This window comes from Pseudodesulfovibrio sp. 5S69 (assembly GCF_037094465.1).
In the GTDB taxonomy this organism is placed as follows: Bacteria; Desulfobacterota; Desulfovibrionia; order Desulfovibrionales; family Desulfovibrionaceae; genus Pseudodesulfovibrio; species Pseudodesulfovibrio methanolicus.
In genome coordinates, this window is record NZ_CP146609.1 from 2725111 (window position 1) to 2741130 (window position 16020).

Consider the following 16020-nt stretch of genomic DNA (forward strand, 5'->3'; position numbering starts at 1 on the left):
GTTGAAAATAACTAATCAGATTTATAAATATCTATTATTTATAATATCTATATTAATCCAACACCGATCATCCCAACTGTTTGACACCAAATATCGCCTCAAAACAGGGCCTTGCTCAAATGAACATAATGAAATCATAAGTTTTTTTATGGTAATTACAAAATTGCTCAACACACTCTTCTGTCTAATGCCCGTGCGGTGAGCGGTACGGCAAAACTCAAGGAGGCATCCTCATGAAATTGGATCGCCGAAACTTTCTCAAGCTCGCAGGAACAGGAGCTGCGTGCATGACGCTGGGGCAGCTGGGTTTCAACCTCGCTCCCGTGAAGGCGTACGCCGCGCAACTCAAGATCACCGGCGCCAAGGAAATCCTGACCGTCTGTCCCTTCTGTTCCGTGAGCTGCAACGTCATCGGCTACGTCAAAGACGGCAAGCTGGTCAGCTCCGAGGGCGACCCCGACTATCCGGTTAATGAGGGTGCCCTGTGCGCCAAGGGCGCGGCCATGTTGTCCATGACCACCGAGCACAACCGGCTGCAGAAGCCCATGTACCGGGCTCCTTTCAGCGACAAGTGGGAGGAGAAAAGCTGGGATTGGATCCTCAATCAGATCGCCAAACGGGTCAAGGATACCCGCGACAAGGACTTCATCCTGCGCAACGAAAACGGTCAGCCCGTCAACCGCATCGAGTCCATGTTCCTGCTCGGCACCTCGCATGCCTCCAACGAGGAATGCGCCCTGACCCACCAGTTCGCCAGGGCCCTGGGCATCGTCTACATGGACCACCAGGCCCGCGTGTGCCACAGCTCCACCGTGTCCGCCCTGGGCGAGTCCTTCGGGCGCGGGGCCATGACCAACCACTGGACCGACATAGCCAACGCCGATTCCATCCTGATCATGGGCAGCAACGCGGCCGAGCACCATCCCATTTCCTTCAAATTCGTCCTGCGCGCCAAGGACAAGGGCGCCACGGTCATGCATGTCGACCCGAAGTTCTCCCGGACCTCGGCCCGGTCCGACTTCCACGTGCCCCTGCGCTCGGGCACGGACATCGCCTTCCTGGGCGGCATGATCAAATACATCATCGAGAACAAGCGCTACTTCCCCGAGTACGTGTCCGAATACACCAACGCCTCCCTGCTGGTGGACCCGAAGTTCGGCTTCAAGGACGGCCTGTTCACCGGCTACGACGCCATGACCCGGTCCTACGACAGGTCCACCTGGAACTTCCAGATGGACGACAACGGCGTGCCCAAAAAGGACAAGAGCCTGAAGGACCCGAACTGTGTCTTCCAACTGATGAAGAAGCACTACGACCGCTACGACATTGACAAAGTGTCCAAGACCACGGGCGTGGCCCCCAAGGTGTTGGAAAGGGTCTACAAGACCTTCTCCGCTACGGGCCGTCCGGACAAGGCGGGCACGGTCCTGTACGCGCTCGGCTGGACCCAGCACACCGTGGGCGTGCAGAACATCCGCACCTCGGGCATCATCCAACTGCTGCTCGGCAACATCGGCGTGGCCGGCGGCGGCATCAACGCCCTGCGTGGCGAGCCCAACGTCCAGGGCTCCACGGACCACGCCATGCTCTACCACATCCTGCCCGGCTACATGGCTATGCCCGCGGCCCCGTGGGAGACGCTCGAACTGTACAACAAGGCCAACACCCCGGTCAGCCACGACCCCGAATCGGCCAACTGGTGGCAGCACAAGCCCGAATACATGACCAGTCTGCTCAAGGCCTGGTTCGGCGACAACGCCACCGCGCAAAACGACTACTGCTACAACCTGCTGCCCAAGATCGAAAAGGGGCACGACTACTCGTACCTGTTCCTCTTCGACCGCATGTACAAGGGCGAGATCAAGGGCGGCTTTTTCATGGGCCTCAATCCCATGAACTCGGTGCCCAACACTCACAAGATCCGCAAGGCCATGGACAACCTCGACTGGTGCGTCTGCGCCGAGCTGCACAACTCCGAGACCACGGAGAACTGGCATCGTCCGGACGTTGACCCCAAGACGGTCAAGACCGAAATGTTCCTGTTGCCCTCGGCCCACCGCATGGAAAAATCCGGTTCGGTGACCAACTCCGGCCGCTGGGTCCTGTGGCACCACAAGTGCGTGGACCCGCAGTTCCAGACCCGCCCCTTCGGTGAGATGTACGTCCCGCTGTTCAACATCATCCGCGACATGTACCGCAACGAGGGCGGCACCTTCGCCGCGCCCCTGCTCAACCAGGACTGGCCCGAGAAGTTCGACCCCGACGACCTGTGCCAGCGCATCAACGGGCGCTTCCACAAGGACACCACGGTCAAGGGCAAGCTGTACAAGAAAGGCCAGCAGGTGCCCTCCTTCACCGCGCTCAGCGCGGACGGCGCCACGTCCAGCCTGAACTGGCTGTACTGCGGCAGTTGGACCGAGGAAGACGGCAACAAGTCCCTGCGCCGCTCGCCCGCGCAGACCCCGATGCAGGCCAAGATCGCCCTGTACCCCAACTGGTCCTGGTCCTGGCCCGTCAACCGCCGCATCCTGTACAACCGCGCTTCGGTGGATCTGAACGGCAAGCCGTACAACCAGGCCAAGGCCGTCATCGAGTGGCAGGACGGCAAGTGGATAGGCGACGTGCCCGACGGCGGATGGCCGCCCCTGTCCAGCGGCAAGGGCAAGCTGCCGTTCATCATGCAGACGCACGGCCTCGGCCACCTGTTCGGCCCCGGCCGTATGGACGGCCCGTTCCCCGAGCACTATGAACCCGCCGAGACCCCGGTGAACAAGAACCTGTTCTCCAAGCAGCTCTCGAGCCCGGTCTACAAGTTCACCACCAGCGCGCCCGACGTCCTGGCCAAGCCCGCCGATCCCAACTACCCGATCGTGCTGACCACCTACAGTCTGACCGAGCACTGGTGCGGCGGCGGCGAAACCCGCAACGTGCCCAACCTGCTCGAAGCCGAACCGCAGCTGTATGTGGAAATGAGCCCGGAACTGGCCAAGGAAAAGGGCATCAAGAACGGCGACGGCGTGATCATCGAATCCATCCGCGGCAAGGTCCAGGCTATTGCCATGGTCACGGTGCGCATGCGCCCGCTCATGGTGCACGGACGGATTATCCACGAAATCGGCATGCCCTACTGCTTCGGCTGGACCACGCCCGGCAGCGGCGACTCCACCAACCGGCTGACGCCTTCGGTGGGCGACCCGAACACAACCATCCCGGAATACAAGGCGTGCTGCGTGAACGTCCGCAAGGCGGACAAGCTCACCGAACTGGCACGGTAAAGGAGACAGTCATGTCCAAAACCTTCCTGATAGACACCTCCCGCTGCACCGCGTGCCGCGGCTGCCAACTGGCCTGCAAGGAGTGGCAAGGGCTTCCCGCGAACAAAACCCTGCAATGGGGAAGCCACCAGAATCCGCCGGACCTGAACCCGAACAACTACAAGCTGGTCCGCTTCCACGACTACATGGACGCCACCGGCACCATCCGTTGGAACTTCTTCCCGGATCAGTGCCGCCACTGCCTGGTCCCGCCCTGCAAGGAAGTGGGCGACGTCTACGTCGACGGCGCCATCCTCAAGGACGAAAAGACAGGGGCGGTGCTCTACACCGAGAAGACCAAGCAGTTCACCCCGGACCAGGCCGAAGAGGTCCGGGACGCCTGCCCGTACAATATCCCCCGGCGCAACGAGCAGACCGGCCTCATGTCCAAGTGCACCATGTGCTTCGGCCGCATCACCAACGGCCTGCCCCCATCCTGTGTACGAGCCTGTCCCACCGGGACCATGAACTTCGGCGAAAGGGAAGACATGCTCAAGCTGGCCGAGGAGCGGCTGGCGCTCCTGAAAAAGAAGTGGCCCAAGGCCTCCCTGGCCGATCCCGAGGACGTCAACGTCATCTACCTGATGACCGACACGCCCGACACCTACCATAAGTACGCGGTGGCCGAAGCCAAGCAGGCCGGCCCCATGACCAAGAAGCAGTTGTTCGCCAAACTGGCGAGCCCGATCAAGGCGATGAAGGCCTAAACCGTCCCGCCTCACCCGGAACCGGGCCGGAGCGTCCCCGCGACGCTCCGGCCGCCCGGCATCTCCGGGACCGGCGGTGAACGCGCGGCGCAAAACGAACCGACAAGGACAGCCGATGCCCTCCACACAGTTCTCCCTGAACATCCGCACACAGCCCTCACGCGAACCCGCCCTGCCCTGTCACGAAACGTCGGAACAGGCCCGCGAACTGGTTCGCGGGACCTCCCTGGAGCTCTATAGCGACGGTGCGCTGCACGGCCGCACGGCCATGGTGGCTGTGGAGGACCCCCTGCGCATCACCGTGTCCGGCCTCGAAGACATCATCCTGTCGCGGACCCCGGGAGACGACGAGCACCTGATCGCCGGGCACCTTTTCTCCCTGGGGCTCATCCGCACCCCGGCCGACATCCTCGGCCTGGCCTTTCCGGACAACGATCCCGGCCATGCCGTGGTCAGGCTCCGGACGACAAAGCCCCGGCGTTCCCTCGGCCCGCTGCCAGGAGGCCCGCGCATCGACCCCGAAGGAATATTCCGGCTCCGCGAAAGGTTCGAGCAGCGCCAGCGGCTGTACCGCAGCACAAGAGCCACGCATGCGGCGGCCCTGTTCAAGGCGGATGGCGAGTTGTTGGCCTACGGCGAGGACGTCAGCCGCCATTGCGCCTTTGACAAGGCCGTGGGCCTGGCCCTGGAAAACCGCCTCCTGGCCGGGGTGGAGATCGCCATGCTCACCTCCCGCCTGGCCTCGGACCTGGCGGCCAAGGCGGCCATGGCCCGTATTCCGGTCCTGTGCGGCTTTTCCGCGGCCACCAGCGCGGGCATGGAGCTGGCCGAACGGCGCGGCATCACCCTCATCGGACGCATCGGCCGGGACAGCTTCACCATCTATGCCAACGGCCGGCGCCTCGACGTCTGAGGCCCGTCCCGCCCCGGCGGTATCGCCCATTTCCCCGTTTCGGGAATTATAATCACATAGTCGATATTTTTTTGCTAACGTCCTTTCCCAAATTCCATGATCAGCATGCAACCGGCATTTCGTCGGTATTTTCTGCGTAGGGAGGGAAGGATGAGCCTGCGAGTGAAACTGTATTCGGCCATTGGGCTGCTGCTGGCCGTGGGGCTGGCCATGTTCGTGGCCACAGTGGTCATTACCTCGGCCCAGGAGAACGACGGGCTGGTCATCAACCTGGCGGGCCGCCAACGTATGCTCAGCCAGAAGATGGCCAAGGAGGCCCTGCTCTACCTTGAGGAACGGCGGGCCGGCAGGGACGGAACGGCGATCGGAAAACAGGTGAAGGGCACCTCCCGCCTGTTCCGCGAGACCCTGGCTGCCCTGACCGATTCCGGCCCGGCCCCGGTCACCGCAGACCCGGACGGCGAAAAGCGGGACCTGCCCGCCCCGTCCGAAGCCGTCAGGGAGCAGTTGCTCAAGGTCCGGACCCTCTGGGAACCCTACAGTGACGCCATCAACGCCATATTGGAACGGCAGACCCTGGGCAGCGACTTCAACAAGCAGAGCGTGGCCGTGCTGGTCAACATGAATCAGGCCGTGACCATGATGCAGGCCGAGTCCGAGAACCGCGTGGACTTCCTGCTGTTGTCACAGATCATCGGCATCGCCATAATGCTCCTGACCACGCTGATCAGCTTCCTGGCCATCCAGCGCAAGCTCGTCCGGCCGCTGCATTCCTTCAGTTCCGCCATGGACATCATCTGCAAGGGCGACCTGACCCAGGTCTGCGTCAACGACCAAAACGACGAGATCGGCCTGGTGGCCCGCGCCCTGACCTCCATGGAGGACCGGCTCAAGGACGTGGTCAGCCAGGCCAAGGACTCCACCGTAACCATGGCCGAACGGAGCGCCGGGCTGAACGACATGGCCGCCACCCTGGCCCAGAACGCCACGCGGCAGGCCGGTTCCGTCAGCGAGATCGCCTCCCTGATGGAGGGAATGCGCTCCAACATCGCCACCACGGCCAGCAATTCCATGGAGACCCACCACCTGGCCGTGAAGGCGGCCACGGACGCCCGCCGGAGCGGGGAGTCCGTGGGCACGGCACTGGAGGCCATCACCACCATCGCGGGCAAGATCACGATCATCGAGGAGATCGCCCGGCAGACCAACCTTCTGGCCTTGAACGCAGCCATCGAGGCGGCCCGGGCCGGGGAACACGGCAAGGGGTTCGCCGTGGTCGCCTCCGAGGTGCGCAAGCTGGCCGAACGGTCCGGCCAGGCGGCCAAAGAGATCGGCGAACTCTCCGCCGACACCGTGGACATCTCCAACCAGGCGGGCGACCTGCTCAAGCTGCTGGTGCCCGACATCGAGAAGACCGCGGCCATGATCGAGGAGATCAACGCCTCCAGCTCCGAGCAGCACCGCGACACCGAGATGGTCGGCAAGGCCGTTCGCGACCTGGACGCGGGCATCCAGGACACCGCACGGATGGCCCGCGAACTGTCCGACACCACCGAGGATCTGTCCGGCGAGGCGTCCGGCCTCCGCCAGGAACTGCTGTTCTTCAGAACCGAGGGGGACAACGAGTGTTCGGCACCGCCCCGGGTGTTCAAATCGCGCGCGAAGTCCCTGCCCCCGGCCGGGCCCGCGCCGAAGCCCGTTCGGGAGACGCCCGTGCCGGTCCAAGTGCGTGCCCCCAAGCCCGTCCCCAAACCTGCCGTCGCGGCCGCCCCCGAACCGGACCGGCCGTTGTACGGCTCCCCGGAGAAGATTGAAGAGACCCCGCCGCTCATCGTCTGGGACGATTCCATTGCCACCGGCATCGAACTCATCGACGAACAGCACCAAGAGCTGATCGGCCTGATCAACCGCCTCAACAGCGCCATGCAGCAGGGCAGGGGCAAGGCCGTGCTCGGCGAAATTCTGGACGAACTGGGCCACTACGCCGTCTTCCACTTCGGCCAGGAGGAAACCCTGTTCGACCAGTACGGCTACCCCGAGGCCGATCAACACAAAGCCGCGCACCAGAAGCTGCTGAGCGATACCACGGCATTTATCGAGCAGTTCAAGACGGGACAGATTGGAATGAGCCGCGACCTGTTCTTCTTCCTCAAGGACTGGCTGACCAAGCACATCAAGGGCGTGGACCACCGCTACGTCCCCTTTCTCAAGGAAGCCATGGAGAACGACAAATAGCCCATCCTTGGCCGAAGGCTCCGGGCCGCCTCAGGCGGTTCGGGGCCGACGGCCATCTCCTCCGCTGCCGAGCACCGTCCCCATCTTCTCTGCAATTCATCTCGTTAAACAAGGGAGTTAAGGCAAACCGCACCGCATCGTCCTCCGGTCCGATCTTGGATGGGGACAGGGAGGACGAACTCCCGTGCCCAAACAGAGATTGCCCAAACCGGGCGCTCAGGGTAGCCTTGGGCTCGACGCGGCGGCTCCCCGCCGGAATGACGTCGGCCCGCGCCCGCGCGGACCAGGCCAACGAGTACGCCTGGAAACACGAAGGTCAACCCACACCACCTGCCGGGAGGCATGGTCATGAAACAGAACCGGACCGCACTCATACTCATCGCCTGCGCCGTACTGCTCGCCGTCGGCGCCTTTCTCATTCTGAACCGGAACGGGGAGGAACCCTCAGCCGTGCGGCAGGAGGTCGCCCAGCCCGCGGCTGAGCCCGCCAAGGCCCCGGACTGGGTCGACAAGGGCCAGGAGGCCAAGCCCGACTACTCGCCGTCCACGGCCGAGCCCGAAAAGACCACTCCGCCGCCCGCCGTCGAGGCCGGGAAACACGAAGAGCCCAAAACCATCGAAGTCTCCGAGGACAAGGTGGTCACCTTCACCTTCGTGGAATCCCTGGCCGATTTCCTGCTCCACCGCTTCCAACCGCGCGGCCCCAACGGCAAGCCCGATTCCCTGGCCACGGCCGTGGCCCTGAACCGCTACTACGGCCGCGAACTGGACGGCTTCGCCGTATCCGGCGACGACATCCGCGCCTCGCGCAAGGCGGTCTACGACTACGCCTTCAACCCAGGCATGCTCAAGACCTTGTACGACATCTACGCTCCGGCCTTCATGGTCCACCTGGTGGACACCGCGGCCAACACCGAACGCGAATACGTTGTCGGCAAGAGCACGGAGAATCGGACCCTGACCACCGAAGAGATCAAGGTCATGCTCCGGCTCAACGCGCGCCGCATCGAGCGCACCGCCGAAGTCTTCCACGCCTTTGCCGACGACCCGTCGATCATCGAGATGGCGGGCAAGTACCGCCGCGCGGCCAAGGCCGTGGAGCGGGCCAACGGGCAGTTGCAGACCGCCATGGCCGAAGGCAAGGCCACGGGCCAGGCCAGCGACCGGCTGAAGCAGGCCATTCTGTTCCGTGAACGGTCCCGTGCCGAGATCGTCACGCACCTCAGGCGGGTCTGCCAGTCCTGCCCCGACACAGAGCTTTTCTACCTCTCCCAGTGGGCCTACCGGCGTACTCTGGGCCAGCCCGAGGAGAAGCTGAAGGCCTTCGGCACCGCCGCCGACCTGATGGACGATCTGGCCGGGCGTTTCCGGGCCAAGGCCGAGGAGCTCAAGGAGGCGGACTCAAATAATTGAGCATATGTTGCATTGAACATTCTTTGTGCTTATCCTTGCCGTAGCAAGAAGAGAATTCACCAAGGAGCGCTCAATGTACTTCAAACAGATCACCACCCCCGGACTCGGTTGCTTTTCGTACGTCATCGGCTGCCCCGCCGCCGGTGAAATGGTCGTCGTGGACCCCAAGCGGGACGTACAGGATTACCTGGACATCTCCCGCGAGGAAGGCATGAAGATCGTCCACGTCATTGATACCCACGTGCACGCCGACCACGTGTCCGGCGCGCAGGAACTGAAGTCACAGACCGGTTGCGACGTCATGGTCTACAAGACCTCGCCGGTGGATTACGACTTCACGCCCCTCACGGAAGGCCAGCAACTGGTCGTGGGCAACGCCAAGCTGGAGGTACTGTTCACCCCCGGCCACACCCCGGACGCCCTGTCCCTGCTGGTCACGGACACCACTCGCGGCGACGAACCATGGATGCTGCTGACCGGTGACGTACTCTTCGTGGGCGACATCGGGCGGCCCGACCTGGTGGGCGGGGCCAAGCTCAACGAGCAGGTCCAGAACCTGTGGGACTCCCTGTACGTGAAGTTCGCCAAGTTCCCCGACAGCCTGGAGGTCTTCCCGGCTCACGGCGCCGGGTCCCTGTGCGGGCGCGGCATGTCCTCCAAGCCGAGCTCCACGCTGGGCTTCGAGCGGCGGCACAACCCCATGCTCGGCTTCGACAAGTTCGAGGACTTCCACCTGGCCATGAGCCAGAACTTCCCGGCCCGGCCCAAGTCCTTCACCCACATCATCTCCACCAACGCCTCGGGTGCGCCCCTTCTGGAGCGCTGCCCGCTGGACCTGGCCATGAACCCGTACAAGTTCGAGGAGAAGATGCAGGACGGCGCAGTGGTCATCGACGTGCGCGACGCCGCAGCCTTCGCCGGCTACCACATCCCAGGCTCCCTGAACATCGGCTTCGAGCCGAGCCTGGCCAACTGGGTGGGCATGACCGTGGAACCGGACGCGGACATCCTCCTGGTGGTGGACACCCGCGACGATTACGAGCGCATGCGCATCGAGTTGCACCGCATCGGCTACGACAACATTCTCGGCTACCTGTCAGGCGGCATCCAGGCCTGGGTCTACACCGGACGCCCCGTGGATTCCCTGGCCATCGACTCGGCCCAGGTCCTGCAGAACGTCCAGGACGAAGGCAAAGAGATCAGCCTGATTGATGTGCGCACTCCGGTCGAGTGGGAAAACGGGCGGATCCCCGGGGCCAAGCATATCCCGCTCGTGGACATCCTGGACGGAAAGTTCGACCTCGACGAAGACACCCACCACCTGCTCTACTGCGCGGCGGGCTATCGAGCGAACATCGCTGCCTCCTACCTGCAGAAACACGGCTACTGGGACGTCCGCAGCCTTGCGGGCGGCTATATCGCCTGGAGCCGCGCCGGGTTCAAAACCGAAAAATAATCCCCGAAAAAAGGAAAAGGCCCCGACACACCGGGGCCTTTTTTTGGGCCCTCGCCTCCCGCTTCGCCGCCCGCCTATGTGGTTGCAAAAGCACCCGATCGAGCATGCTAAAAATCAATCGGCCAACGCTTTGGATTATATTACAAAACTGGTATTTTCCCTCTGACCGTCCCAAAAATTCGGTAAATGGCGTGGATTGATCGGGGAACGGAGGGCAAAGGACTTGACCCCGGCTTGATAAATCGCGAAACAACTACAATGGAACGTGTATGTTCATGCATGATCCGGTCCGTATGGACCGCACGGGAATCGACCGTCGAGACCCGCCATATGTCCCCAGGCAGATACAGGTCAAATCAAAACACTTGGAGAAGCAAATGCCCAAGAAGACCATGAAAACAATGGACGGCAACACCGCTGCCGCGCACGTGGCCTACGCCATGAGCGAGACGGCCGCCATCTACCCCATCACCCCGTCCACGCCCATGGGCGAGATCGCCGACGAATGGGCGGCCCATGGACGGAAAAACATTTTCGGCCAGACCGTTCAGATCCGCCAGATGCAGTCCGAAGCGGGCGCGGCGGGCGCGGTGCACGGCTCCCTGGCCGGGGGCGCGCTGACCACCACCTTCACAGCCTCCCAGGGGCTGCTCCTGATGATCCCGAACATGTACAAGATCTCCGGCGAGCTGCTGCCCGGCGTCTTCCACGTGTCCGCGCGCGCCATCGCGGCCCATGCCCTGTCCATCTTCGGTGACCACCAGGACGTCATGGCCACTCGCCAGACCGGGTTCGCCATGCTCTTTTCGAACTCCGTGCAGGAGGTCATGGACCTCTCCCTGGTGGCCCACCTCTCCGCGGTCGAGGCGTCCGTCCCGTTCATCTCCGTGTTCGACGGCTTCCGCACCTCCCATGAGATCCAGAAGATCGCGGTCATCGACTATGAGGACATGTTGCCCCTGCTGAACATGGACAAGGTCGCCGAGTTCCGCAAACGGGCCATGAACCCCGAGCATCCCGACACCCGCGGCACCGCCCAGAACCCGGACATCTACTTCCAGGGGCGAGAGGCGACCAATACCTATTACGAGGCCATCCCCGACATCGTCGCCAACGCCATGAAGCAGGTCGGCAAGATCACCGGCCGCCGCTATAAGCTGTTCGACTACGTGGGCCATCCCAAGGCGGACCGTATCATCATCGCCATGGGTTCCGGCTGCGAGACCATCGAGGAGACCGTCAACTACCTCAACGCCAACGGCAAGAAGGTCGGCCTGGTCAAGGTCCGCCTGTACCGGCCCTTCTCGGTCAAGCACCTGCTCGCCGCCATCCCCAAGACCGTCAAGAAGATCGCGGTCCTCGACCGCACCAAGGAACCCGGTTCCCTGGGCGATCCCCTGTACCTCGACATCTGCGCCGCCTATGCGGGCAAGCGCAATGCCCCGGTCATCGTGGGCGGCCGCTACGGACTCGGCTCCAAGGATTTCACCCCGGCCCAGGCCGAATCGGTCTTCAATTCCCTGACCCGGCCCAAAAACGGCTTCACCGTGGGCATCGTGGACGACGTCACCCACACTTCGCTGTTCGACTGCGACTGCGTGGACACCACCCCCGAAGGCACGGTCCAGTGCAAGTTCTGGGGCCTGGGTTCCGACGGCACGGTGGGCGCGAACAAGCAGGCCATCAAGATCATCGGCGACAACACCAACCTCTACGCCCAAGGCTATTTCGCCTATGACTCCAAGAAGTCGGGCGGCATCACCATTTCCCATCTGCGCTTCGGCAAGAAGCCCATCCAGTCCACCTACCTGGTCCAGAACGCGGACTACATCGCCTGCCACAATCCGAGCTACGTGAACCTCTATGACGTGCTCGAAGGCATCAAGGACGGCGGCACCTTCGTGCTCAACTGTCCCTGGACGGCCGAGGAGATGGACAAGAAACTGCCCGCCGCCATGCGCCGGACCATCGCCGAGAAGGGCCTCAAGTTCTACACCGTGGACGCGGTCAAGATCGCGGGCGAGGTCGGCCTGGGCGGCCGCATCAACATGGTCATGCAGACCGCCTTCTTCAAGCTGGCCGACGTCATCCCGTTCACCAAGGCCGTGGCCCTGCTCAAGGACGGCATCGACAAGGCCTACGGCAAGAAGGGCCAGAAGATCGTGGACATGAACTGTGCCGCCGTGGACGCGGCCACCGACGCCATCGTCGAGATTCCGGTGCCCGAAGCCTGGAAGACCCTCAAGGACGACAAGGCGCCCAGCCGCCGCGAGCCGGACTACGTCAAGAACGTCATGCGTCCGGTCCTGGCCCAGAAAGGCGACTCCCTGCCCGTGTCGGCCTTCTCCCACGACGGCACCATGCCGGCCGGCACCTCCAAATACGAGAAGCGCGGCGTGGCCATCCTGGTGCCCCACTGGATCAAGGAAAACTGCATCCAGTGCAACCAGTGCGCCTTCGTCTGCCCGCACTCCGCCCTGCGCGCCGTGCTGGCCACCGACGACGAGATGAAAAAGGCCCCGGCCACTTATGAGACCATCGACGCCGTGGGCAAGGACGTCAAGGGCATGCACTTCCGCCTCCAGGTCAACACCCTGGACTGCCTGGGCTGCGGCAACTGCGCCGACATCTGCCCGGCCAAGGAAAAGGCCCTGGTCATGCAGCCCATCGCCACTCAGACCGAGGTCCAGGTGCCCAACTTCGACTTCGCCGACACCGTCACCTACAAGGATGCCTTCGGCCGCGAAACGGTCAAGGGGTCCCAGTTCCGCAAGTCCCTCATGGAGTTTTCCGGGGCCTGCGCGGGCTGCGGCGAGACCCCGTACGTCAAGGTCATCACCCAGCTCTTCGGCGAGCGCATGGTCATCGCCAACGCCACCGGCTGTTCGTCCATCTGGGGCGCCTCCGCCCCCACCGCGCCGTACTGCGTCAATCCCGACGGCCACGGCCCGGCCTGGGGCAACTCCCTGTTCGAGGACGCGGCCGAGTTCGGCTACGGCATCGAGATGGCCACCGACCAGCGACGCACCCATCTTGCCACGCTCTGCAAGGAGGCCGCCAAGGCCGAGACCGGCGCGCTCAAGACCAAGCTGAACAAGTGGCCCAAGGTCATGGACGATCCCGAGGAATCCATGCTCGCGGGCGAGGCCCTCAAGAAGGCCCTCAAGGGTACGCGTAAGAAGGCGCTCAAGGAGATCCTGGACATGTCCGACCTGTTCACCAAGCAGTCTATCTGGGTGTTCGGCGGCGACGGCTGGGCCTACGACATCGGCTACGGCGGCCTGGATCACGTGCTCGCCTCGGGCAAGGACATCAACGTCCTGGTCCTGGACACCGAGGTCTACTCCAACACCGGCGGCCAGTCCTCCAAAGCCACCCCGCTCGGCTCCATCGCCAAGTTCGCGGCAGCCGGCAAGACGACCAACAAGAAGGACCTGGGCCGCATGGCCATGACCTACGGCTACGTCTACGTGGCCTCCGTGTCCATGGGCGCCAACAAGCAGCAGTTCCTCAAGGCGGTCAAGGAAGCCGAGGCCTACCCCGGCCCGTCCCTGATCATCGCCTACGCCCCGTGCATCAACCAGGGCATCAAGAAGGGCATGGGCAAAACCCAGATGGAACAGAAGCTCGCCGTGGAATCCGGCTACTGGCCGCTCTACCGCTACAACCCGCAGTTGGCGGACGAGGGTAAAAACCCGTTCATCCTGGAATCCAAGGCGCCCGACGGTACCCTCCAGGAGTTCCTGTCCGGCGAAAACCGCTACGCCATGCTGGAGCGGTTCTACCCCGAGTTCTCCAAGGAATACCGGGCCGAGATCGAAGCCAACTACAACAAGCGCTACGAAACCCTCAAGCACATGGCCGGCGAAGACTGCAAGGAATAGCCGACCCGCGTTCATCGCAATCAATAAAAGGCCGGAGCACTCGCTCCGGCCTTTTATGTCGCCTCCGGCGGCCGGGGGAAGGGGAAAGGGAAACCCTTTGAAAAGGGCTTTCCCTTTCCCCTTCCCCCGGCCCCCTATCTCCTTTCCCCTCCTAAACTTTTTGGAGCCGCTTCGCGGGGTGCGGACGCGATAATCCGGGCTTCGTGATCATGGAATGGGAAATTACCGAGCTTCGGGCATTGACGTTATGCATGAATGGGTCAATCCTGGTCCTGTCGGCCGCCCAGAGCGGCCTTTATTGAACGCATCAACAAGGAAGAATGTCATGAGTTGTGTTGCCACTTTCAGCCTGTTTCCCCTGGAGCGGCCCGACCAGGGCTCCTTCGCCCCGTATGTGGCCCGGACCATCGAGATCGTGCGGGCATCCGGCCTGCCCTACGAACTCGGTGCCATGGGCACCGTGCTCGAAGGCGATTTCGACGAGATCATGCAGACCATCAAGCATTGCCACGACGACATGCGCAAGGGGTGCGGCAGGGTCTATCTGAACCTGACCGTGGACTCCAGAGAGGGCGACCCCGGACGCATGCGCGACAAGGTGGACAGCGTCGGGGAGTTGTTGAAATGAACGCCCCCGAAGCATTGATCCAAACGATCTGGAGGGACATCCAGGCGGTCCGCGGGCAGGCGCCGCTGATCGTCAACATCACCAACTACGTGGTCACCAACAACACGGCCAACTCCCTGCTCGCCCTGGGAGCATCCCCGGCCATGAACCACGTGGCCGAAGATCTGCCCGGCCTGGTCAACCTGGCCGGGGCCCTAGTCGTCAACATCGGCACCCTGGCCGACGATTACGTGGTCGGCATGCACACGGCCATGGCCCAGGCCAACGACATGGACATGCCCATAGTGCTCGATCCCGTGGCCGCCGGAGTGAACGGCCTGCGCACGAACATCTCCCGTGAGTTCCTGGACAAGTACCACCCCGCCATCCTCCGGGGCAACGCCTCGGAAATCATGGCCGTGGCCGGGGAGGACGGCAAGCCCAAGGGCGTGGATACCTCCATGGGGGTGGACGAGGCCTGTGGCGCGGCCAGGGCCTTGAACGAGCGCTACGGCTGCGTAGTCCTGGTCAGCGGCGAGACCGACCTGGTGGTCGGCGCGGACCGCGAAATGCGCCTGGCCGGAGGGTCGGCCATGATGCCGCGCGTAACCGGACTCGGCTGCACCTGCACCGCCCTGGCCGGGGCGTTCGCCGCGGTCCAGCCCGACTTTTTCCAGGCCGCCGTGGACACTGCCGCGGTCATGAACATGGCCGGAGAACAGGCCGCCGAGGTCTCGCCCGGCCCCGGCAGCCTCCAGATGCACCTCCACGACGCCCTGTACCTCCTGGACGAGGACACGGTCCGCGCCCGGCTCAAGGTGGTGGAATCATGAGAAAGCAAGACCTGCTCGTCTATCTCGTAACCGACCGCAGCCTCTGCCTGGGCCGCCCTCTGGAATCTGTCGTGGCCCAGGCCGCCGAGGGCGGCTGCACCATGGTCCAGCTACGCGAGAAAGAGGCCGACACCGGCGAGTTCGTGGAGCTCGCCCGCGCCCTGCACAAACTGCTGAAGCCCCTGTCCATCCCCCTGCTCATCAACGACCGCGTGGACGTGGCTCTGGCCGCCGGAGTCGAGGGCGTGCACGTGGGCCAGTCGGACATGCTCCCCGAGGACGTCCGCCGGATCGTCGGCCCGAACGCCATCGTCGGCCTGTCCGTGGACACCGAGGCCGAACTGCTGGACGCACAGAACCGCCCGGTGGACTACCTGGGCATCGGCCCGGTCTACCCCACCCAGACCAAGAAGGACGTCAAGGGCACCCCGTGGGGCCCGGACGGTCTCAGGCACGCCATGGGGTTGTCCTCCATCCCGCTGGTGGCCATCGGCGGGGTCCAGCGCGACAACGTCCGGGACGTGGCCGGTTCGGGCGTGGCGGGCATCGCCGTGGTCTCGGCCATCTGCTCCGCGCCATCACCCGCCGAAGCCGCGCGGGAGTTGGTCTACGCCATGCAGGAAGGAGCGCGGTAGAACCGCACCCCTCCGCTCGTGCC

Annotated in this window: 10 protein-coding genes; all 10 read left to right on the forward strand. The window is 63.5% G+C overall.

Annotated elements, in window-relative coordinates:
* The first annotated feature begins 233 nt into the window (after window positions 1-233).
* The 10 genes from fdnG to thiE all read left to right on the forward strand — a co-directional run bounded on the left by fdnG (window position 234) and on the right by thiE (window position 15997).
* Window positions 234-3275: a formate dehydrogenase-N subunit alpha gene (fdnG, locus tag V8V93_RS12995; protein ID WP_338667019.1), complete on the forward strand. Its 3042-nt coding sequence runs from the start codon at window positions 234-236 to the stop codon at window positions 3273-3275.
* 11 nt (window positions 3276-3286) lie between these two features.
* Entirely contained in the window at window positions 3287-4021 is a 735-nt protein-coding gene (locus V8V93_RS13000) for a 4Fe-4S dicluster domain-containing protein (RefSeq protein ID WP_338667020.1), read from the forward strand.
* 115 nt (window positions 4022-4136) lie between these two features.
* Entirely contained in the window at window positions 4137-4934 is a 798-nt protein-coding gene (locus V8V93_RS13005) for a formate dehydrogenase accessory sulfurtransferase FdhD (protein ID WP_338667021.1), read from the forward strand.
* Between the two features lie 150 nt (window positions 4935-5084).
* On the forward strand, window positions 5085-7169 hold the full coding sequence (locus tag V8V93_RS13010) for a bacteriohemerythrin (RefSeq protein ID WP_338667022.1): 2085 nt from the start codon (window positions 5085-5087) through the stop codon (window positions 7167-7169).
* 348 nt (window positions 7170-7517) lie between these two features.
* Window positions 7518-8582 (forward strand): hypothetical protein, encoded by a 1065-nt coding sequence (locus V8V93_RS13015; protein ID WP_338667023.1) that lies wholly within the window; start codon window positions 7518-7520, stop codon window positions 8580-8582.
* 73 nt (window positions 8583-8655) lie between these two features.
* Entirely contained in the window at window positions 8656-10038 is a 1383-nt protein-coding gene (locus tag V8V93_RS13020; RefSeq protein WP_338667024.1) for an MBL fold metallo-hydrolase, read from the forward strand.
* 377 nt (window positions 10039-10415) lie between these two features.
* The gene (nifJ, locus tag V8V93_RS13025) at window positions 10416-13922 is read left to right on the forward strand and encodes a pyruvate:ferredoxin (flavodoxin) oxidoreductase (protein WP_338667025.1); all 3507 of its coding nucleotides are present in this window, start codon (window positions 10416-10418) and stop codon (window positions 13920-13922) included.
* Window positions 13923-14247: 325 nt separating this feature from the next.
* Entirely contained in the window at window positions 14248-14550 is a 303-nt protein-coding gene (locus V8V93_RS13030; RefSeq protein WP_338667026.1) for an MTH1187 family thiamine-binding protein, read from the forward strand.
* A complete protein-coding gene (thiM, locus tag V8V93_RS13035; RefSeq protein WP_338667027.1) occupies window positions 14547-15362 on the forward strand; it encodes a hydroxyethylthiazole kinase in 816 nt (271 codons plus the stop codon). Before V8V93_RS13030 ends, thiM begins: the two co-directional genes overlap by 4 nt.
* Window positions 15359-15997: a thiamine phosphate synthase gene (gene thiE / locus V8V93_RS13040; RefSeq protein WP_338667028.1), complete on the forward strand. Its 639-nt coding sequence runs from the start codon at window positions 15359-15361 to the stop codon at window positions 15995-15997. Before thiM ends, thiE begins: the two co-directional genes overlap by 4 nt.
* Window positions 15998-16020 lie beyond the last annotated feature (23 nt).